Source organism: Spirochaetales bacterium (assembly GCA_016930085.1).
Lineage (GTDB): Bacteria > Spirochaetota > Spirochaetia > SZUA-6 > JAFGRV01 > JAFGHO01.
In genome coordinates, this window is the sequence record JAFGHO010000018.1 from 119,062 (window position 1) to 138,898 (window position 19,837).

Sequence of the window (19,837 nt, forward strand, 5' to 3'; positions counted from 1 at the left end):
TGAATTTGATTCTTTTTAAACAATACGATACAATACCGCCACACGATGTTACGGCATCGAAAACGAGGAGGTATATGAATGAGCGGTATTGCGGGTTTTCTTGATTTCGGCGAAGAATGGAGAGGGAAGAATAAACATGATGTTCTGCTCAGGATGATCAAAGTGCTCGAGCACCGGGGACCCGATATGTCCGGAACATACGAAAAGGATCCATGTCACCTTGCGCACTGCCGGCTCAGCATCATCGATTTGAGTAAGGCGGGAAGACAGCCCGTAACGAACTCAAAAGGTACCATCACGATGATCTATGCCGGAACAACATACAATTACAAGGAATTGCGAAACCGCTATCACCTTGATGAAAAAGGATACGTCTTCAATTCGTCGTCCGACGCCGAGGTCCTCCTCCATCTCTACGAAGAACTCGGGATCAACTTTTTAAAGCAGCTCAACGGGATTTTTTCCCTCGCAATCTGGGACACCCGTTCAAGGACATTGTATTGCGCGCGGGACCCGTACGGGTTCGCGCCGCTTTTTTATCTCCATCAGGGGAAAAGCTTCTGGTTCGGATCCGAGATCAAGGCCGTTCTTCAATCTCCCTTCTACACACCGCAGCCGGACCTCGAAGCCCTTTACCACTTTTTCGGCTACGACTATGTTCCGGGAACCCTCACCCCGTTTCAGGGAATCAGGGAACTGCCCCCGGGCCGCGTTCTTGCAATCGGCATGGACAAACGGGAACCCGTGCTTACCCGTTTCTTCGATATCGCCTATGATATCGACAAACGGATATCCGAAAAGGAGGCGATCGCCCGTTCACGGGACCTCATGATACAAGCGGTAAAGCGGCAGCTCGCGGCCGATGTTAAGGTGGGCGTCATGTTGTCCGGGGGCATGGATTCGAGTACACTTTCGGCATTGTGCGCGAAGATTCGCGGAGATTCGGACTTTCATACCTTTGCGCTTTCTTTCGACGATGTCTCCTTTGACGAATCGCCCTACTCGCAACTCGTTTCGCGCGTACTCGGAACCCGTCATCACGAAATCAAGGTAACGGCGGAAAAGGTGAAAGCGCTTTTACCGAAGCACCTCGTCTATATCGACGAACCGTATGCCGACGGCGCGGCCATTCCCACCTACCTCCTCGCCGAGACGGCAAAAGACTTTGTCTCCGTTCTCCTTTCCGGGGAAGGGGGGGATGAGTTTTTCGCCGGATACACGCTCTACAGCGCCTACAAGATCAGACGATTGTACCGCGCGCTCGTTCCGGGGTTCATTCGCAAGGGAATCATCCGCCCGCTCGTCCACAAGCTTCCCGTTTCCTACGACAAACTCAGTTTCGATTTCAAGGCGAAACGATTCACACACGGGTGCGAACTGTCGGTCCCGCATTCGCATTACAAGTGGCGGGAGGTGCTCTCGAAGGAGGCCCGGCTCGAGGTATTCGCTTCACCGGAACGTTTTTCCGGATTCCCCGAATCCCAGCAGTTTTTCATCGACACATTCGAGTCGGCAAATGCGAAAGACACCCTCAACAAACTGATGTACGTCGAGTTCAACAACCAGCTTCCCAACGACCTCATGATCAAAAACGAGCGGATGACAATGGCCCACTCGATCGAGGCCCGTGTCCCCTTTACCGACAACGACCTCGTCCGCTTCCTCTCCACCATGCCGGTGCATTATAAAATGAAGGGGATGAGGAAAAAGCATCTCATGCGTTCGGCCATGAAAGGTCTTCTTCCCAAAGAAATCATCGAGAAAAAAAAGGTTGGGATGGAGATGCCCTACTCGAAGTGGTTTTGTTCCGAATTGCGCGATTTCACGGACGGGATCATATCGGAAAAAAGGTTGAACGACACGGGACTCTTCAACGGCAAAGAGGTCCGGCGGCTCTGGGACGAACACCAGACCATGAAGGTGGATCACGGAAGGTTCTTCTGGGGACTTCTCAGCTACATGCTCTGGCACGAGGCGTATATCGAAAAACGGAACTTCGCCGATTACCTTTCTCCGCCGCGAAAACCGAGAGTGAAAAACGTTTAATCTGATAATAAAGAGGAATCATTATGGATAATTTTTTCTGGCTTCCTTCGATACGCATTAAAGGATACCGTCCATTTAATGACGTGTTATTCAGATTCAGGAAACTACAGGTTATCGTCGGTGCGAACGGATCGGGAAAATCGAGTCTATTTGAATTCCTGAAATTTCTCCGGGATGCATGCTATCAGGAAATACCCCCTGAAATAGTCAGCGGTACCATTGGACAGCAAATTTTCCATAAACCGGGCGAGGACAAACTCTGGTGGAGTGCGGAAATTGATTTAAGTGAGAGAGTCCCGCTTTATTTCCAGGGAGAATTGATAGGGCCCATCGGTTCAACGAAAATCATATTCGAACGGGTCATTTCAAAAAGGCCGTTACATCCGGAATTCAACGCCGGCTACAAATTCCTGGATTTGAGAAACGGGAAAGGGAACATCCGGGATCCAAGAGACGGCAAATTCAAACGAAGAGAGTGGGATTTGAAGAAACCAAATCTCCTCGGTTTGAGTGCAATCACGGATCCATCGTTATTTACGTTATATAAATTGAGAGAGTTTGTCCGCGGATGGAGATTCTATAATTCCTTTAACATAAACAATGAAAAAATAAGGAAATCGGTCCCGACAAGCCAGGAACCTGTTTTACACGAGGACGCCGGAAATCTGAGCGCCGTTCTGTTTTATCTTATGAGTGAGCACAGAGACAAATTCGAAGAACTAAAATCTGTTATTAAAGAAGCCGTACCCGGATTCAGTAATCTTAACGTCAAAGCACGAGGAGGGCCGGGGGAGGTTATTGCATTCTGGCAGGAAAACAACATCGACCAGGAATTATCGCTGGCCGATTTATCAGACGGAACACTCCGATTTATTTCATGGGCAGTTCTTTCGATAATGCCTCATCCGCCTTCATTGATCTGCATTGACGAACCGGACCAGGGGGTTCATCCGAGAACATTACCGATATTGGCGGGACTTTTTTTAAAGGCAACGGAACGAACACAAATGATAGTTGCGACACATTCATCATATTTCCTTACACAATTCGATCTAAAGAATATATCCGTTATGAAGAAATTTGAAGGAAGAAGTGTTTACTGCAGAGTTACCGATTCACAGACATTAATCGACGACCTTGAGGATTTCGGCAGCGAGGAAATCGAAAGAATGCATCGATCTGATGAACTCGAGGCTCTTTCATGAAAGAAATATTCGTGTATGTCGAAGGCCCGAGCGATAAATTGGGTTTGGAAGCCATTCTATACAATCATATTCAATTAGCTTCTCAGAAAAATAATTATATTTATTTTATTGCTCTTAACGGCAAAGACGCGTTACTCAATAAAGGCCCGATAAAAGCGATTAATATATTGAAAAACAAGAAAAACAGCCATGTTTTTATCGTACCCGATCTTTATCCTCAAAACAAACCGTTTCCTCATGCAAGCTATGAAGAATTAAAAAATGAAGTGGAGAAACGCTTTTTATATGAAATAAAGAGGAAGAATTCGGATGCAGGATTAATACATCGATTTCATGTACACTGTTTCAAGTACGAGCTTGAAGTTTTATTATTGGCTTCACCTGAAATATTATTAAAAAGATTGGGAAAGGAAAAGATAAGACAAACATGGAAAATACCCGTCGAAAATCAAAATTTCAACAAACCTCCCAAAAAAGTAATAGAATTTCTTTTCTCAGAAAATAAAAAAAGATATAAAGATACAGCCGATATACCATGGGTACTGGAGCGTTCTCAACTAAAATTATTAATGGAAAGATGCCCACAAAATTTCACTCCATTTATCGAAGATCTTTTAGCCATTATTTCAGCTTAACCGTCAAACGTCGATACGCCCATCTCCCCCCTATACGGAAGCCCGTCTCGCGCGCCCGGTTTTCTGCATTTGCGTGCGGCAAGCTCTGCGGCGAAGCGAAGACAACGTTCGATTTCCCAGTCGTGCAATGTTCCGTAGACGACCCCCGCAATGAAAGCATCACCCGCACCGGTCGTATCCACGACAGCCGTTTCAAAAGCGGGCTGTTTTATAATGCCGTTATCCGTCAGACAGAGAGAACCATCGGCCCCCAGCGTAGTGATGACGCAACGTACGCCTGTTTTTTTGAGTTCCCGCATATACGGCTCGATCCGGTTTTCGCCAAGGGTCCGGCCGAGATAATCCCGCGATGTCACGATAATATCGGCATACCGGAAAAGACGCTCGACGCCGAGCCCCGTCCGTTCGGCTTCGACAACCAGGGGGACGCCTTTTTGCCGTAATTCCGGACAGAGGTTTAAAACTGTCGGAGAAAACCGTCCGTCGCAATAAACAAGATCGACACCGTCGAGTACCCTTTCCGGGCAGGGAAGTCCGACCGTGTAATCGCCGCCGCTCCGGTGGATAATTGTCCTCGAGGAGTCCTCCTTTCCGACAATGATGACCGAAAATGGGGATTCCCCGTTCCCTTTGACCACGGCATCCGTTCCGACACCTTCTTCCTGAAGCGATGACACGATCATTCCCGCGATCGCGTCATCTCCCGTCCTCGTCACCATTTTCGTCTGCAGGCCGAGTCTGGAAAGGGCGACCAGGGTATTCGCACAGTTCCCCCCGCCCGAGGTGATAAAGGAAGAGCAGTGGTTTTTCGTATCGCGGGGGGGATATCGCGGGACTTCGAGAAGATAATCCATTGTCGCGATACCGACGCCCAGAATTGTTTTCACCTTTTCCGGAACCTCCCTCTTCGCTCCGACGCCCCCTTCAGGTGCGTACACGGGCTCTCACTTTCTTTTACGTCCGCAAGATTGATGTTTTTTATCGGAAATTTCGGGTACGTTTTCAGGTATGTACACACTCCTGATTCTCATATCGGAATTATATCATTATATCATCAAGAAACACAAAGCGCCGACTCAGATGTGTCCGTAGCCCAGTTTATCGACGACGACTTCGTTATGGACCCTGTCATTGAGATCGAAAAACCGGTCCCGGAACCTTCTCATCGGCCGTTCGTTCATCGTTTTTACCAGTAAATTCGGATGAAACTGAAAATAGACGGGTTTATCCTGATTGAGTATCGTGAGCTGCCGGTGAAACCTCAGTATTGGATTTTTCGGAAGCGGCAGATCGATATAGACCTGAAAATCGGGCTTATAGTATTTAACGAACAAGGTTTTCCCTATCGTGTTCTCGATGAGGAATCCTTCTTTTTGAAAGGTGATGTATTCGTTGATGATCTTCTTTCTTTCTATAGCTTTTGATCGCAGGGCTTCACTCGCCTTTGTCAGCGTTTCAACGATTTCACGCGCATCCGAAAGAACAATCGCCGTTTCTTTCTCCGGATCCTTCTCCTCTCGCTCCCTGAACCGTTCGAGCAGTTCCTCCGGGGTAAATCCGATATTCTCGAGCATGATCGCCGCGCTGATTTTCTCTTCACCGGGAATATCGTTTCCGATCATCCCGAACTCCTGTAAGCCTTGCCAGAGATTTCTCAAAAAACGGCTGTTTTTCACCGAATGCTTCAAATCCTCCAGGCTGATAATCCACGCTTCGTCCAAAGCTTTTCGCCCGAGGCGATCGTCTTTCCTTCTTCCAAGAAAACCGATTGTTTCGCCCCAAAGTTTTTCATAATTTTTCAAAACCAGTTTGCAGAAATGGTCCCGTTTTTTATTTGGATTGTTCACTTGATCTTTGACGATAGCCATAATCGCCTTGTTCAGGGGAATGGTTTTCCTTTCTTTTACCAGCATCACACTTCTTTCACACTGCATGATGCTGGGCAGAAAGAGCAACGGACTCAATGGCATATGTTGAATGATCCCGTGAGTGATGACGATTTCATCCAACGGATCCTTCTTTTTCATTATATCATCCTCCCTTTCTCCATATATCCGTATAATGCGAGACAACGATTTCAACGGTTATTGCATCGAGATGATCGGACCGCCGTTTCATCATCGGAAAGATCGCTCATCTGAAACTCGAGTTCTTCCAGGATCCGGTTTATTTTCTCGCGTTCTACAAGAATGAAACTGCGCGATCTGCTCATTTCGGTGACGAGAATATCCGAGGCCGAATCCGAAAGCCGTCTTTCCCCGTACTTTGTTTTATCTTTACTTCGATCACGGCAACAGTCAGTTGTTTTTCAAACCGAATATCGTATTCCGTCACTTTCGTTGTCTTCGTCGTGATACAGCCAGAGGCGGTTACGACAAGAACCATCGCACAGACCGTCGCATGCATCTTTTTCATGTTCACTCCTTTCGTGTTACGGCTTCGGTATACTTCTCACACTTGTCTGAACGACTTTTTCCATATGCTTGATCAATGGATGACTGTCGAGCGACTTCATGACGAGGTCATCGGCGACTTCATCCGCGGCGGTTTCGATAACCGTATCGGGATTGAACACCAGTCTGCTTTCGCTGCTTTCCCTCTCATCCTCCCATACGGTGTTTCCCGAATATGCATCGACGATCCTGAAAGCGGCTTTGAATTTTTTCTCGAAATAAATCCCGAGCAGCACCCGTTTTGCCTCAATAATATCGCCGTACAAAAACGCATCCGCATCGATCTTTTCCCTCAACTCCACGATCGTCACCGTCGGCAATTGACCGCCCTCGGTAATACCCAGTTCGTTCAGTCGCATGTCAATCTCATTCAAATCGACCAGATCATATTTTTTATTGCGTAACGTGCGGTACATGAGTGCCCGGGCAAACTTCTCCACGGATACATCCACACTTTCATTGGTAAAAGGAAGTACGGCAATCCTGCCCGGCGTCCAGCCGGGATCGAGAAATTTCGGCTTTGTCGCGCACCCCGCAAGCAAAAGCAGCGCAATCAGACTGCCCATACAGACCATTTTTCTCATTTTTGTACTTCCTCCTTTACTATAGATAATGTTAATCACTGTCATATTGGGTGTCAAATTTTTTGTTCAAAAAATCTCACGACCGCAGACCGATATGACGGCGCCGGCATACTTGAAATCTTGCGTGTTTTCCCGTATCATAGTAAAAGAACTGACGGCCATGAATATCAATGATATATACGGGTCTCTGGACCGACATTTTTTCTTGTCCCTTTCAATGCTCGAATCCTTCATCGAGATTTGTCCCGATGAACTCTGGTATGAAACACGGGGCGGGTTCCCTTTCTGGCAGCAACTGCTCCATACCTATTCCGGCATTCACTACTGGATGAGGTCGACGGAAAAAGCGGACGACCCCTTCCCCGGTAAAATACTCTATCCGGAACTGGATAACATTCCGGAAGATACGATCTCAAAAACCGAAATGACCGACTACGCCAAAGTAATCCGGAAAAAATGCGGGGTGTACTTCAAAAATCTTCCTCACCGATTATTCGATGCATCGATTGTCGATCGCGAAAGGACAAATCTCGATGTCGTTCTCATGTTGATACGCCATATACAGTACCATGTCGGCGGGTGTGACAGTATCCTTCGAGGGGAACGGAAATCCCCTGTCGCATGGCTGGAATGAGGTTGTTATGCCATTCTTTCCACGTTTCGGGGATATCGAACCGAGTGAAACCTGTCCGTCGAAAGGAAAAAGGCGGCCTCTCCTCTTTAAAAACGGTATTCCGATAACGTAAAAAGCATTTATTTTTACATCACCATCCGTCCCCGAAGAAAAAACCCGGCGGATTTTATTTTCGATAAAACTCCGAAACGGGAGTATCATTTGCCGCAGCCGGCGGCCGGTTCCCTTGACAATCTGATTCCTATTGATATACAATTATTATTAAATAGTCAGGAGATGCACGGTTTTTATTGATACCTGTTTATACATCCCTTGACTTTATTAAGGAAGTATTTCAAATGCAGCTAAAACTCAAACATCTGCTTGAAACACCTTATCTCGATGAGTTACAGATATCAATTGAAACGACAAATATCGAAAGATCTCACGCATTCTCGTTGAAAAACGGGCAGGTAATCAAACAAAAACTTCTTACCACTTCCTATATCCGGGAATTGATTTCACGGCAGATTAACACGATAACGATCCATCCGGATGCGAATCAGTTCTCGAGAATAATACAGCACCTGAGGGCCTCGTATCCCGATCAATATCCGAAGCCGACAAATACTTTCACGATCGATGAACTCGAAGCACTCCTTACCCAGTATGAGGAAATGAATAAATACAGCGAAAAAAAACGCTATCTCATTCTTCTTCAGGAAATTACCCGCCCTATTTCCGCCGACGGCCGAAAGCGGGACGTCGTTGTTCCTTATAAAGCCGCACTGAACCCCGCTTATATTCTAAAAATGAGGAAATATGAAACAGGGAATGCGTGTTACGAATGTTTCGACACGGAACAGGGTATTCTCATCATCACAATTTCCCGCGATGAACAGGACACACTCCATACGATTATGGCCGCCGCCGATCTCGTTGCACGGCTCGAGAAATACTTCAAACTCGATCTGGCGTATTCAATCCCCGAAGCTTTTGAAAAATTCAAGGCAAATCAGCCAAAGCTGGTGGTCTTCGGCAACTACAAATATAAAAACAAAAACGGAGATGAAGTGATCAACGCGAAAGCACGGTACAGCTATCTGGAAATACGCAATTTCGACATTTACCTCAAATGCCTTTTTATCGACCAGGTCAATTTACAGGAAAACCGCGAAAAACTCGCACAGGAAATTCTGACCGCATACAAACAACCGTATACGATTACAATATCCGACAGCAAGGTCCCGTTACAGGAACCGGACAAGAAAAAATATCTGAATCTGCTGGAAAAACTCAACAGGCAATTCTCCATGGAAGAATATCTGAAACTCTCGATCCAGTTGAAATCAATCGAAAACACCTATCAGGTCGCGTTTCTCAAAAATCAGTTAAAAAATATCCATAAACTCCATTCGGTAACATATAAATAATGTATCGTGTTCTCTGCGTCGATGACATACTATCCGGCATGTCGCTTTCCTCACAAAAAGCAGGTGACATATTCTAAGGCGGGGGGTATTATCGACAGAAAAGGCGGCCTTCGGCCGGGATAAGCATGTATTGGCATTAAATAACGCAATAACAAGGAGAAAACATGAGCAGTATACATATTCTCTCACAAGCATGTGAGCTCGATCTACTCGCCCTCGGGGCGCTGGTCCACAGACTGGATCCCGGTGTGATTCCCTTCCGTAAAGCGCGTGAATTGTCAGTCCATGTATCCGGAGGAGAATACAATGTCGCGGCCAATTGTTCCGATTGTTTCGGACTGAAAACCGGCATTGCCACGGCCATGGTGGACTACGGTATCGGCGAACTGGTTCAAAACCGGATCAGGGAAATGGGGGTGAAGCCCTATTACACATGGTTCGAGCATGACGGCGTCCGCGGACCGAATATCGCGACCGTTTACAGCGACCGCGGTTTCGGAGTCAGGCCCCCCCGTGTTTTCTACAACCGGTCGCAGGAAGCGGCGGCGCTGCTCAAACCGGGGGATTTCAAGTGGGATGAAATTTTCAGCCGCGGTATCCGGTGGTTCCATTCCGGCGGCATCTTCGCTTCACTTTCGACTTCCTCATCCGAACTCATTCTCGAAGGCATGCAGGCGGCAAAGGCTCATGGGGCAATCGTTTCATTCGACCTGAACTACAGGGCGAAATTATGGGCGCCCATCGGCGGTTTGACAAAAGCGAGGGATACGCTGCGGAGGATCGTCCGTCATGTCGATATCCTGATCGGTAACGAAGAAGACCTCCAGACAGGACTCGGTATAGCGGGCCCGGAGGTGACAAAAAAAGGAACATACGATACATCGGTCTTTTTTCGTATGATCGATCATGTAACGGCCAAGTTTAACGATATCAAGGCGATCGCGACGACATTGCGCGAGGTACAGTCAAGCAACCGCCACATGTGGGGGGCTTTGATGTGGTATGACGGCAAACAATACGAATCGCCGGTCTGCCGGCTGGATGTTCTCGATCGTATCGGCGGGGGTGACGGTTTTGCCGCGGGACTGATATTCGGTTTTCTCGACAAACGCGATCCGGAAGAAGCCCTCCGTCTGGGATGGGCACACGGCGCCCTTCTTACCACCTTTCCCGGCGACACAACAATGGCAAAACTGGCGGAAGTCGAAGCATTAGCAAAAGGGGGGTCGGCACGGGTACAGCGCTGACGGATTGTCGTGAATTTATTTAATTCCGACTCCCTCACCGGGACTATTGCTATTATCGGACGATGGATTTATATTATGGTAAGGGACGTATCTGTTCCCGCATACGGAGGGATGTATGAACCAGTATATGAAAGAAATATCGGCACTGCGAAAAAAAATCAGTCTGAACGATTTGGAGGCCGGCAGGCAGCTCATGCTGATAGGAAAAGAACTCACCTCCCTCAAGGAAAAAGAAATCGCCAAAACGCAGCTTGAGGAAACATGGAATTCGATAAAAGAACTCGAACAGGCCATTCCGGAAAGGAAAAAGTCCGTCCAGCAGATAAAAAAGGCGGAAGAAAAGACGGCAAAGCTCGAATCACAGATTGCCGCAACAAAGCATACCATCACGGAAAAGAAAAAGGAAATCGCGCCCGTGTACGAACGGATCGGGAAGAGCGCCTTTGAGGTATTCAAGAATAAAAGAGAATCCCTCTCCGATTATCAGGCACTATTCGGCGATCTTATAAAACTCGATCAGAAATGCAGGGAATACCACCGGGTTAAAGTGCAGGACGATGAAGAAAAGGGTATTCTCATTCAGCTTTTTGACGCAGCCAAATCCTTTTATATCAACCAGAAATATAATTTCCTCACCATGAGATATCCGGTCCTCTACCGGGAAACCGGAAAACGGATCGTCGATTCGGATTATATCGGGAAAACGGATAACCCGGCACTCAATGAAGCGGATTCGCAGCTAAAAGAGAAAAACAATGAACTCGAAAAGCTCGAAGAAGAAGTGAAACGGCTTTCAGCCGATAAACACCTGATTTTCGAAGAACTATCTGAAATGGGGATAAAGGGGAAATTAGCGAGCAGGGTGCAGGAAATAGAAAAGGAAATAAAAAGGATGAATCAGACTATCGAAGAATTGCAGCAGACCATGGGAAATCTCTTTGTCACGCATAACCTCAATGAACGTTTCTCGAACCCCTCCATTGAAACCTGTCTTCAAAACATATACCGGCTGAGAGGGGAAAATCTCAAACATGAAGCCGAAATTCAAAAAATGGAAATCCTCATCGACATTGAAAAATACGATCAACAAATGATCAAACTTGAAAAACAACGGGGACAGATGGAAGAGCAGCTGGAAAAACAAAAATCCGAGATCGAAGCCCTCGAACAGATTCAGACCCGGATCGAAAAGCAAAAAAAAGCACTTAAAAAGAAACTGGATTCGAAAGAGAACGGCCGGGGAAAAAAGGACCCGCCCCCTCCCTCACATCCCGACGACGGGGAGTAACCCTTTTTTCACTGACGGCAGATTATCTCTTCGCGTTTCGGCCCGACGGAGATCCATGTAATCGGAACATTAATCGATTCCTCGATCGTCTCGACATACCTTCGCGCATTATCGGGAAGATCGTCGTATGTACGAATGTGTGAAATTTCTTTCTTCCAGCCGGCCATATTTTTATACACGGGAACGGCCTTGTCGATAAAGGAGGTAACCGGGAAATCATCCGTCCGTTCCCCGTCGATTTCGTACTGAAAACAGACCGGAATCTCGTCACGGTATCCCAGGACATCGAGCATCGACAACTCTACTTCGGTCGCGCCCTGCGCCTTGCAGCCATACTTTGTTGCGACTGTATCGAACCATCCCATTCTTCGCGGACGTCCGGTCGTCGCGCCGTATTCTCCCGCATCACCTCCCCGCTTCCTGAGTTCGTCAGCCTCATCCCCCTTTATTTCAGTGACAAACGGTCCCGCCCCGACACAGGTGGAATATGCCTTTGTCACCGCAATGATCTTTTCAATTTTATACGGGGGAATTCCGGCCCCGACGGCGGCAAATCCCGCGAGTGTCGATGAAGAGGTTGAAAACGGATAAATGCCGTAATCCGGGTCGCGGAGTGCGCCAAGCTGACCCTCGAGGAGAATCATCTTGTTCTGCGCAAGGGCACCATGAAAGAGGGCAAGGGTATCGCAGAGAAACGGCCTGATCGCTTCGGCAAGCGGCCTAATTTCCGCCATAACGGCATCGACTTCGAGCGGTTCCCGGTCATAGAGGTGCCTGATCATGACATTCTTTCTTTCAAGGGCAAGCTGAAGCCTCTCGGCAAGCCGCTTTTCATCGAACATATCCATGACCTGGATCCCGATTTTATGATATTTATCACTGTAAAACGGGGCTATTCCTGACTTTGTCGATCCGAATTGTCTTTTTCCGAGGCGTTCTTCCTCGTACATGTCAAAGAGGATATGATAGGGCAGTACAACCTGCACCCTGTTTGAAATACGAATCGCCGGAGCGGGTACGTTACGCGTTTCGAGTTCATTCAGTTCCTCGATAAACGCGGAAATGTCGAGTGCGACTCCCGGACCGAGTACATTTGTCACATTTTGATAAAAAACGCCCGATGGTAGGAGATGAAGCGCGAATTTACCGAAATTATTGATAATCGTATGTCCCGCATTCTTGCCCCCCTGGAAACGACAGACAAAATCGGATTTTTGGGCAAGATAATCCGTTATTTTACCTTTTCCCTCATCGCCCCAGTTGGCACCGACGATTGCCGTAACACTCATTGTTTTCTCCTTTATACACAGCATCTATCGTGAAAATTTTTTTCCCGACTCCACAGGATAGTTGAGATTGGAATAAAGGTCAAGTAAATTGACGGCCGGGCAGCAATTCCCGGTGATAGATTTTTTTTCCTGATTTTTACAGCCAATTCTGATTGATAAGCATGTATATAATCATAAGAATAACAAATTTTCAAAACCAAGCAATCTTTTTTTTCTATACATATTGCGGCAAAGTAGATTGTATTGTGTATTTTTAGAAAATCTTGTGCGAAATAAAACTCACCGGGAATTGCTTGCCCATAAACAAAAAGCTTGACATCCGCCCCGTCACGGTATATAATATATGCCGGGTTCAAAAAACATGAAAAAGAATTGCTGCCTTAAAAAAAATTCGTCAACAAATGATAAAGGCGCTTTTCAGGGAAAACTTCGTTTGATGAACTGATATAACCGAATTCATAATAAATAAAGTGTATAAAGAAAGATCCACATCCTATTAAACGGAGGGTTACCTGTATGCGGACATCAATAATCGCCGTAAGTATCCTGATTTCAATATTTTATGCGACATCACCGTCGTTCTGTTTTGATAAAAAACCGGTGATAACGCCAATCGAAAATATCGAAACCGACGATCAATTTATTCACCTGATTATCGAAAAGGTATTGTCTTCTGACAGATATGCATTGGGAAAGGCGCTCTATTATATGGAAAAATCCCTGAAAGAAGACACCTATATTTCGCACGAGAAAGAGTTTTTATGTATTTTATATCATGTATGCAGACAGCCGGTATATACCGACGACAAGGAGACATGCCTTCATAACAGAAAAAAGACACTCGAACTTATCGGGCGGCTCGGGAACAAAACAAGGGGTACCGGGTACGGCCGGATATCGAAAGACATTCTGATCGAAGTACTTGAATCCGGAAACGACGTTTCAATCGCATCGGCGGCTATATTCGCTCTTGGAATGGTCGGCATGGACGATGAGGGTGAGGTCATGCGGTCGATTCTGTCCGCCGTCGATAAATGGGATTCATCGGAAGAGAACAATATCCTCGCCCTTGCCGTCATTACATCGATCGAAAACATCGCCCGGGAAAACGGTAAAATCAGTGAACCGGAAAGTACCGCAGTATTATCCGGAATGATCCGGGGAAATTACGATGAGATGATAAAAGAGAAAGCAGCCGCCGTCATGAAACAGATCGCCCCGGTTCAGGTGCGGGAGTGATACCATACATACCGCGACCCGCCGGTGTCGCATCCCCCCTTTATCAACCTGTTTGTTTGTAGTAGAATGACAACCGGCATATATCATAATGGAAACATCTTCGTCCCTTAATCTTTTTCATCCCCTTATCCGGAAGTGGTTTTTCGATACATTCGGCCGGCCGACGGACATCCAGCAAAAAGCATGGGATGTCATTGCCGGGGGAGGCCATGTCCTTATTACCGCGCCGACGGGAAGCGGGAAAACACTCGCCGCTTTTCTCTGGTCACTCGATCGACTCATCCGCCGGTTATGGAAGACAAATACGATAAGCGTCCTTTATATCTCTCCACTCAAGGCATTGAATGCGGATGTTCAAAGGAACCTCCTCACCCCGCTCGAAGAACTCTCCATTTATTTCAAAAAGGCGGGAGAAGATTTTCCCTTTCCCCGGATCGCGAGCCGCAGCGGCGATACGCCGGGCAGGGAACGCCTCCGGATGCTGAAAGATCCGCCGGACATACTTATTACGACACCCGAAAGCCTCAATCTCATGCTCTCCTCCCCACGGGCGCGTGGGCTTTTCAGGTCGCTCCGCACGGTGATCATGGATGAAGTGCACGCGATTTCCCCGCAAAAGAGGGGAACGCATATGATCACCGCCGTTGAACGCCTGGCCCGGTTGAGCGGTGAATTTCAACGGATCGCCCTCTCGGCAACAGTAAAACCGCTCGATACGATGGCCTCGTTTATCGGCGGGTATCGTCTTTCCCGTGAAAAATCACGAGCAGTATATACCAGGCGCGTGGTCGCCATCGTCGATTCACAAGAAAAAAAGAAATACGATATTACCGTTGATTTTCCCCATGACGCGCATGAACACCTCGCCGACGGGTCATGGTGGCCTTCCCTGATTCGGATATTCAGGGACCGGATCAAGACGAACCGGTCGACCCTCCTCTTTACCAACACGAGGCGGCATGCGGAAAAGGTTACCCGGATGCTTAATGAAACGGAGGACGACATTCTCGCCTACGCCCACCATGGTTCCCTCTCGAAAGAAATACGGTCGGTTGTCGAGGAGAAACTGAAGGCCGGAGAACTCAGGGCGATCGTCTCGACGAGTTCACTCGAACTGGGCATCGATATCGGCACGCTCGATGAAGTGCTTCTTGTCGAAACCCCGCCATCGGTCTCTTCCGGGCTCCAACGGATCGGGCGCGCCGGACACCGGGTGCACGATGTGACCAGGGGGGTCATCTACCCGATTCACGGCAGGGATTTTTGCGAGGCCGCCGTCATGGCGCGATGTATACTCGACGGCAATATAGAGGAATCACGGCCCGTATCGTGCCCCCTCGACGTTCTGGCCCAGGTCATAATCTCCATGTCCTGCATGGAAAAATGGGACAGGGATGAACTCTATGACTTCATCAGGACCAGTTTCTCCTATCACACTCTCCAACGCAGCCATTACGATATTGTCATCGACATGCTTTCGGGGAAATACCGGGATACGAGGATCAGAGAGCTTTCGCCCCGAATCGTCACCGACGCACTCGACAATACGATTACCGGGAAAAAGAGTTCTTTGTTTCTCCTCTACTCTTCGGGCGGCACGATTGCCGACCGCGGATACTTCGATCTCCGTATGAGCGGAAGCGGAATGAAGATCGGCGATCTGGATGAGGAGTTTGTCTGGGAACGCCGGGTCGGCGATGTCTTTACCATGGGAACCCAGACATGGAAGATAACGGGAATCGATCAGCAAAAGGTCGAAGTGACCCCGTTCGGCAACACGCCGAAAAGCCTCCCCTTCTGGAAGGCCGAACAGCGGCACAGGGATTATCATTTTTCCCGGCAACTCGGGATGTTTCTGGAAGAATGGGACAGGCGGGTCGAAGATCCCGATTGCGAGGCGGCACTCGGTAAGGAGTACCATATGTCGCCCCCGGCCGCGGCCCAACTCGTTCAATTCCTGAAGCGGCAGAAAGAATCGACCGCCGCTTCCCTCCCCCACCGCCGTCACATCGTCGTCGAACATTGCCTTGACGCCGAAGGCGGGGCGGAGGTGAACCGGATATTCATACACACGGTCTGGGGCGGAAAAGTCAACCTTCCCTTCGCGCTCGCCCTTTCATCGGCGTGGGAAAACAAGTACCACTACCCCCTCGAGATCTTCGTCGACAACATCTGCGTAATGCTCCTTCTGCCGCACGATTTCGGTTTCCGCGATATCATCGAACTCCTCCGCCCCGATTCGGTCGAACGGCTGTTGAGGACCAAACTCGAATCCACGGGGTTCTTCGGCGCCCTCTTCAGGGAGAACGCGGGACGTTCTCTCCTCCTTCCCCGGCAGGGATTCGGAAAACGCCTGCCGCTCTGGCTGACCCGTCTGCGTTCGAAAAAACTCTTTGACGCCGTCCTCCGGTACCGGGATTTCCCCGTCCTCATTGAAACGTGGAGGACCTGCATGCAGGACGAGTTCGATCTCCCACGACTGCGCGGGCTTTTGGAAGAACTTTCGGACGGGACGATCGGTCATACGGAAATCCGCACTTCCGCCCCCTCTCCCCTTGCCTCAGGCCTCGTCTGGCGGCAGACGGACAAACACATGTACTCGGACGACACACCCGGCCCGGGAAAACGATCCCGCCTCGAAGACAATCTCCTCCGCGGCGTATATGAGTCCACCGGTCTCAGGCCGGCCCTCCCGAAGGGAGTCATTGCCGGGTTCACGGCAAAGGCGCAGCGCACATCTCCCGGCTACGCGCCCGCGGACGGTCCCGGGCTCCTCCAATGGATAAAGGAACGGCTTCTCATTCCCAAAGACGAATGGGAAGACCTCCTTCGGGCGATCCGGACGGACCGCCGGACAGATGAAGCTTCCCTCCTCTCCGGGATAAAGGATAAAATTCTCACCGTCCGCCTTCCCGGCGCGGAAATCGAAGCGGTAACAGCCTACGAATCGCTTCCCCGCATCCTTTCCGCCCTGGCCGTACCGGTCGAACGGGCGGTATTGGCGTCGGCCGCGGAAGACCCGCAGTTCAGCGTCAAAAAAGCGGCCTCCCGCCTGCGTCGTCTTGTCCTTATGATGGGGAAGCCGGAAGAGGAATATCCGGATGACGGCCCATACCGCGAAGCCCCGGCCGGGCTTATCGGAGAATGGTTGCGGTACTACGGGCCGGTCGAACCCGATTTCATCCGCCGTGTGTTCGGTCTCGATGAAGAACGGCTGCATCCGGCGCTTTCGGCGCTGTCCGAAACCGGCACCGTCATCATCGACAATCTTACCTCAGGCGGCGGCGAAGCCGAAGTCTGCGACGGCGAAAATCTGGAGCTGCTTCTGCGCCTGGCGAGAAAGCGAAGAAGACCGTCATTCACCTCGCTTCCCGCACGCTTTCTTCCCCTTTTTTACGCGACGTGGCAAAACCTGGGGTCCGGCACCGGCGACCCCGAACTTCTGAAAATCGTCCTCGAACAGCTCTTCGGGTATCCGGCACCAGCCGGGTTATGGGAAACCGAAATCTTTCCGTCCCGCCTCCCCGGCTATTCGACCGGCTGGCTCGACGCCCTCCTCGCTTCGAGCGGCCTCACCTGGTTCGGCTGCGGGCGGGGCCGTATCGGCTTCGCTTTTCCGGAAGATATCGAACTCTTTACCGGACCGCAACCCGGTCCCGATCCGGACGGGCATACCCCACTTCCTTTTCAGACGGACGCTTCAGGCACGTACCGCTTCTGGGAACTCGCCGATCTCACCGGTCTCGACAGCGCCGCGCTCACCTCGCTTCTGTGGGAACGCGTATGGAAGGGGGAGCTTTCAAACGATTCATTCGGGGTGATTCGGAAAGGGATACTCTCCGGCTTCAGGGCGGAACGCCTTTCCGGCGAAAACCGCACTTCCCTGCCCGCCGGTCGGAAACGCTTTCGCAATCCGGGATACAGCCGGTGGAAATCATCACGCCCCGGGGAAGGGGCATGGTTTTCGCTTCCCTCGCCCCGGGAGCAGGATGACATTATTTCCGACATCGAACTCAGGAAAGACAGGATACGGCAGCTGCTTTGCCGTTACGGAATCCTTTTCAGGCGGCTGTTGCAGCACGAACTTCCCGTTTGCCGGTGGCCGGACCTGTTCGGAACCCTCAATCTCATGGAACTTTCGGGAGAAATCACGGGAGGACTCTTCTTCGACGGCATCGACGGCCCGCACTTCGCCTCGACGGAAGCCCTCCGGCTGCTTTCAGACGGACTCGATGAAAAACGTTTTTTCTGGCTCAATGCCTCTGACCCCGTCTCACTCTGCGGTGCGGGAATGAAACCGATATTTGCCGGTACGCCCGCACGGCAGGCCTCCACGCATATCGTGTATGAAGGGACTGCTCCTCTTCTTGTGTCCCGTCAACGGGGAAAGGAACTCGAGTTCATGGTACCGCCAGGATCTTCCGGCACACAACGATGCGCCGGCTTCTTCTCCGCCATGCTGTCCAGATCCGTCACGCCGTGGAAATCTGTTCGTGTCGAATCGATAAACGGGGTGAACCCCACGGACAGCCCCTACGCATCCGATCTCGGGGAATACGGTTTTGCCGGTGATTACAAACGGCTGGTCCTGCGGGGCGGCATATGAAAACCTGCTGTATCCACTATTTCTCGGCCACCGGGAACACCCGCCGCGCGGTCGACCTGATCGCCGTAAAAATAAGTGATTCATATGCGGTGACGCTGTATGCGGTTCAAAAGGGGACAGCCCCTCCCGGCCGCCGTTTCGACTGCCACATCATCGCCTTTCCCGTGCTCAGCTTCGCCGCCCCGGTATTCGTCCGTAACTATGTGCGGCGCTTCACCAACGGAAACGGGACACGGGCCGCCGTGTTCTGCACCTGCGGCGGGGCGGCTTTTCAGGCCCTCGAAGACATGGAGCGCCTGCTTTCATCACGGGGCTATGACGTTTTTTATACCGGGTACGCGGTCTACCCCCATAACTGGAGCCAGTTCGTCGATCCCCCGCACGGCGCGGAAGCGGATAAGATAATCGAGCGGGGCGACGGGGAAACCGCCGGATGGGCGGAAGCCTTTCTTTCAGAAAAACGGTCCCCGTACCGGGGTTCCATCGGCACGAACACGGCGAGTTTTCTTATCGCAAAAATCTTCGGCGTAATCGGCAGACGCGGCCTTGGCGTCTGCTATGTCGCGGACGATTCATGCGACGGCTGCGGCCTTTGCGCGCGGGTCTGTCCCGCCGGGACGATCGTGATGACAAAGAATAAGCGAAAGCTCCCCCGATGGCGGTTTACCTGCGAAGACTGTAACCGCTGCATCAATATCTGCCCGCACAAGGCGATTCAATTATCCCTGTTCAAGCTTTTTTTTCATATTTTCGCTCAGGCCGGCATTGTTGTTCTTCTCTTTCTTTTGGCGGGGCATATCCTGAAATATATACCGGCAACCGTGATGCCGCCGATACGGATCGCGGCCGGAATCGTGATATACCTGCTTTTTTTTACGGCAAGCTTCTTTATCGAGTTTGTCCTTGTCGAACGGCTTCTCTTTGCGATCGGTAAACTGCGGTTCCTTCGGCCGCTTTATTGCGCAGGGTACACGCAACGGCTGCACCGCTACCTTGCACCGGGGTTCACGCCGGAAAACCCACCCCAGGAGAGATTGCAGCGGAAACGACCCCCCCGGGCAAATACAAGATACAAATGCCACCCGCGAAAAGACGTCCTGTGAACGTGTCGTTCTTGTGAACGTGTCGTTCTTGCGAACGTGTCGTTCTTGCGAACGTGTCGTTCTTGCGAACGTGTCGTTCTTGCGAACGTGTCGTTC

Annotated in this window: 16 protein-coding genes; 10 read left to right on the plus strand and 6 right to left on the minus strand. The window is 50.0% G+C overall.

Features of this window, described 5'->3' with window-relative positions; genetic code table 11:
- Window positions 1-78 precede the first annotated feature (78 nt).
- The 3 genes from asnB to JW881_03465 are packed head-to-tail and all read left to right on the plus strand — an operon-like array spanning window position 79 to window position 3,886.
- Window positions 79-2,046 (plus strand): asparagine synthase (glutamine-hydrolyzing), encoded by a 1,968-nt coding sequence (asnB, locus tag JW881_03455; protein MBN1696551.1) that lies wholly within the window; start codon window positions 79-81, stop codon window positions 2,044-2,046.
- 23 nt (window positions 2,047-2,069) lie between these two features.
- Complete coding sequence (locus JW881_03460; GenBank protein ID MBN1696552.1) at window positions 2,070-3,251, plus strand: AAA family ATPase; 1,182 nt, start codon at window positions 2,070-2,072, stop codon at window positions 3,249-3,251.
- The gene (locus JW881_03465; protein MBN1696553.1) at window positions 3,248-3,886 is read left to right on the plus strand and encodes a DUF4276 family protein; all 639 of its coding nucleotides are present in this window, start codon (window positions 3,248-3,250) and stop codon (window positions 3,884-3,886) included. Before JW881_03460 ends, JW881_03465 begins: the two co-directional genes overlap by 4 nt.
- On the opposite strand, the gene JW881_03470 is transcribed toward JW881_03465, so the two are convergent.
- From JW881_03470 to JW881_03490, 5 genes are all read right to left on the minus strand, one after another.
- Window positions 3,883-4,773: a hypothetical protein gene (locus JW881_03470; protein MBN1696554.1), complete on the minus strand. Its 891-nt coding sequence runs from the start codon at window positions 4,771-4,773 to the stop codon at window positions 3,883-3,885. The genes JW881_03465 and JW881_03470 overlap by 4 nt on opposite strands.
- A gap of 189 nt (window positions 4,774-4,962) precedes the next feature.
- Complete coding sequence (locus JW881_03475) at window positions 4,963-5,913, minus strand: hypothetical protein (GenBank protein MBN1696555.1); 951 nt, start codon at window positions 5,911-5,913, stop codon at window positions 4,963-4,965.
- A gap of 50 nt (window positions 5,914-5,963) precedes the next feature.
- A complete protein-coding gene (locus JW881_03480; protein ID MBN1696556.1) occupies window positions 5,964-6,113 on the minus strand; it encodes a hypothetical protein in 150 nt (49 codons plus the stop codon).
- Complete coding sequence (locus tag JW881_03485) at window positions 6,095-6,301, minus strand: hypothetical protein (GenBank protein ID MBN1696557.1); 207 nt, start codon at window positions 6,299-6,301, stop codon at window positions 6,095-6,097. Before JW881_03485 ends, JW881_03480 begins: the two co-directional genes overlap by 19 nt.
- Window positions 6,302-6,317: 16 nt before the next feature.
- Window positions 6,318-6,923, minus strand: a complete 606-nt coding sequence (locus JW881_03490; protein ID MBN1696558.1) for a DUF799 family lipoprotein — start codon at window positions 6,921-6,923, stop codon at window positions 6,318-6,320.
- Window positions 6,924-7,083: 160 nt separating this feature from the next.
- On the opposite strand from JW881_03490, the gene JW881_03495 reads away from it, so the two are divergent.
- The 4 genes from JW881_03495 (at window position 7,084) to JW881_03510 (ending at window position 11,504) form a co-directional block, all read left to right on the plus strand.
- Window positions 7,084-7,557, plus strand: a complete 474-nt coding sequence (locus JW881_03495) for a DinB family protein (protein MBN1696559.1) — start codon at window positions 7,084-7,086, stop codon at window positions 7,555-7,557.
- 338 nt (window positions 7,558-7,895) lie between these two features.
- Complete coding sequence (locus JW881_03500; protein ID MBN1696560.1) at window positions 7,896-8,969, plus strand: hypothetical protein; 1,074 nt, start codon at window positions 7,896-7,898, stop codon at window positions 8,967-8,969.
- Between the two features lie 164 nt (window positions 8,970-9,133).
- Window positions 9,134-10,216 carry a sugar kinase gene (locus tag JW881_03505; protein ID MBN1696561.1) on the plus strand — a complete coding sequence of 361 codons (1,083 nt, stop codon included), beginning with the start codon at window positions 9,134-9,136 and terminating at the stop codon, window positions 10,214-10,216.
- A gap of 115 nt (window positions 10,217-10,331) precedes the next feature.
- A complete protein-coding gene (locus tag JW881_03510; protein MBN1696562.1) occupies window positions 10,332-11,504 on the plus strand; it encodes a hypothetical protein in 1,173 nt (390 codons plus the stop codon).
- A gap of 8 nt (window positions 11,505-11,512) precedes the next feature.
- Here JW881_03510 and JW881_03515 read toward each other — a convergent pair whose 3' ends face one another.
- Window positions 11,513-12,793: an adenylosuccinate synthase gene (locus JW881_03515; protein MBN1696563.1), complete on the minus strand. Its 1,281-nt coding sequence runs from the start codon at window positions 12,791-12,793 to the stop codon at window positions 11,513-11,515.
- 516 nt (window positions 12,794-13,309) lie between these two features.
- Between JW881_03515 and JW881_03520 the strand changes: the two genes are divergently transcribed.
- The 3 genes from JW881_03520 (at window position 13,310) to JW881_03530 (ending at window position 19,741) form a co-directional block, all read left to right on the plus strand.
- Entirely contained in the window at window positions 13,310-14,032 is a 723-nt protein-coding gene (locus JW881_03520) for a HEAT repeat domain-containing protein (GenBank protein ID MBN1696564.1), read from the plus strand.
- Window positions 14,033-14,120: 88 nt separating this feature from the next.
- Window positions 14,121-18,638, plus strand: a complete 4,518-nt coding sequence (locus tag JW881_03525) for a DEAD/DEAH box helicase (protein MBN1696565.1) — start codon at window positions 14,121-14,123, stop codon at window positions 18,636-18,638.
- Window positions 18,635-19,741, plus strand: a complete 1,107-nt coding sequence (locus tag JW881_03530) for an EFR1 family ferrodoxin (protein MBN1696566.1) — start codon at window positions 18,635-18,637, stop codon at window positions 19,739-19,741. The genes JW881_03525 and JW881_03530 overlap by 4 nt, the downstream gene beginning before the upstream one ends.
- The last annotated feature ends 96 nt before the right edge of the window (window positions 19,742-19,837 follow it).

Bases quoted from the DNA above. Each gene is read 5' to 3' on its own strand.
- JW881_03460 (MBN1696552.1), top strand. From the start codon at position 2,070: ATGGATAATTTTTTCTGGCTTCCTTCGATACGCATTAAAGGATACCGT.
- JW881_03525 (MBN1696565.1), top strand. From the start codon at position 14,121: ATGGAAACATCTTCGTCCCTTAATCTTTTTCATCCCCTTATCCGGAAG.
- JW881_03485 (MBN1696557.1), bottom strand. From the start codon at position 6,301: ATGAAAAAGATGCATGCGACGGTCTGTGCGATGGTTCTTGTCGTAACC.
- JW881_03515 (MBN1696563.1), bottom strand. From the start codon at position 12,793: ATGAGTGTTACGGCAATCGTCGGTGCCAACTGGGGCGATGAGGGAAAA.
- JW881_03465 (MBN1696553.1), top strand. From the start codon at position 3,248: ATGAAAGAAATATTCGTGTATGTCGAAGGCCCGAGCGATAAATTGGGT.
- JW881_03490 (MBN1696558.1), bottom strand. From the start codon at position 6,923: ATGAGAAAAATGGTCTGTATGGGCAGTCTGATTGCGCTGCTTTTGCTT.
- asnB (MBN1696551.1), top strand. From the start codon at position 79: ATGAGCGGTATTGCGGGTTTTCTTGATTTCGGCGAAGAATGGAGAGGG.
- JW881_03510 (MBN1696562.1), top strand. From the start codon at position 10,332: ATGAACCAGTATATGAAAGAAATATCGGCACTGCGAAAAAAAATCAGT.
- JW881_03505 (MBN1696561.1), top strand. From the start codon at position 9,134: ATGAGCAGTATACATATTCTCTCACAAGCATGTGAGCTCGATCTACTC.
- JW881_03500 (MBN1696560.1), top strand. From the start codon at position 7,896: ATGCAGCTAAAACTCAAACATCTGCTTGAAACACCTTATCTCGATGAG.
- JW881_03520 (MBN1696564.1), top strand. From the start codon at position 13,310: ATGCGGACATCAATAATCGCCGTAAGTATCCTGATTTCAATATTTTAT.
- JW881_03530 (MBN1696566.1), top strand. From the start codon at position 18,635: ATGAAAACCTGCTGTATCCACTATTTCTCGGCCACCGGGAACACCCGC.
- JW881_03495 (MBN1696559.1), top strand. From the start codon at position 7,084: ATGAATATCAATGATATATACGGGTCTCTGGACCGACATTTTTTCTTG.
- JW881_03475 (MBN1696555.1), bottom strand. From the start codon at position 5,913: ATGAAAAAGAAGGATCCGTTGGATGAAATCGTCATCACTCACGGGATC.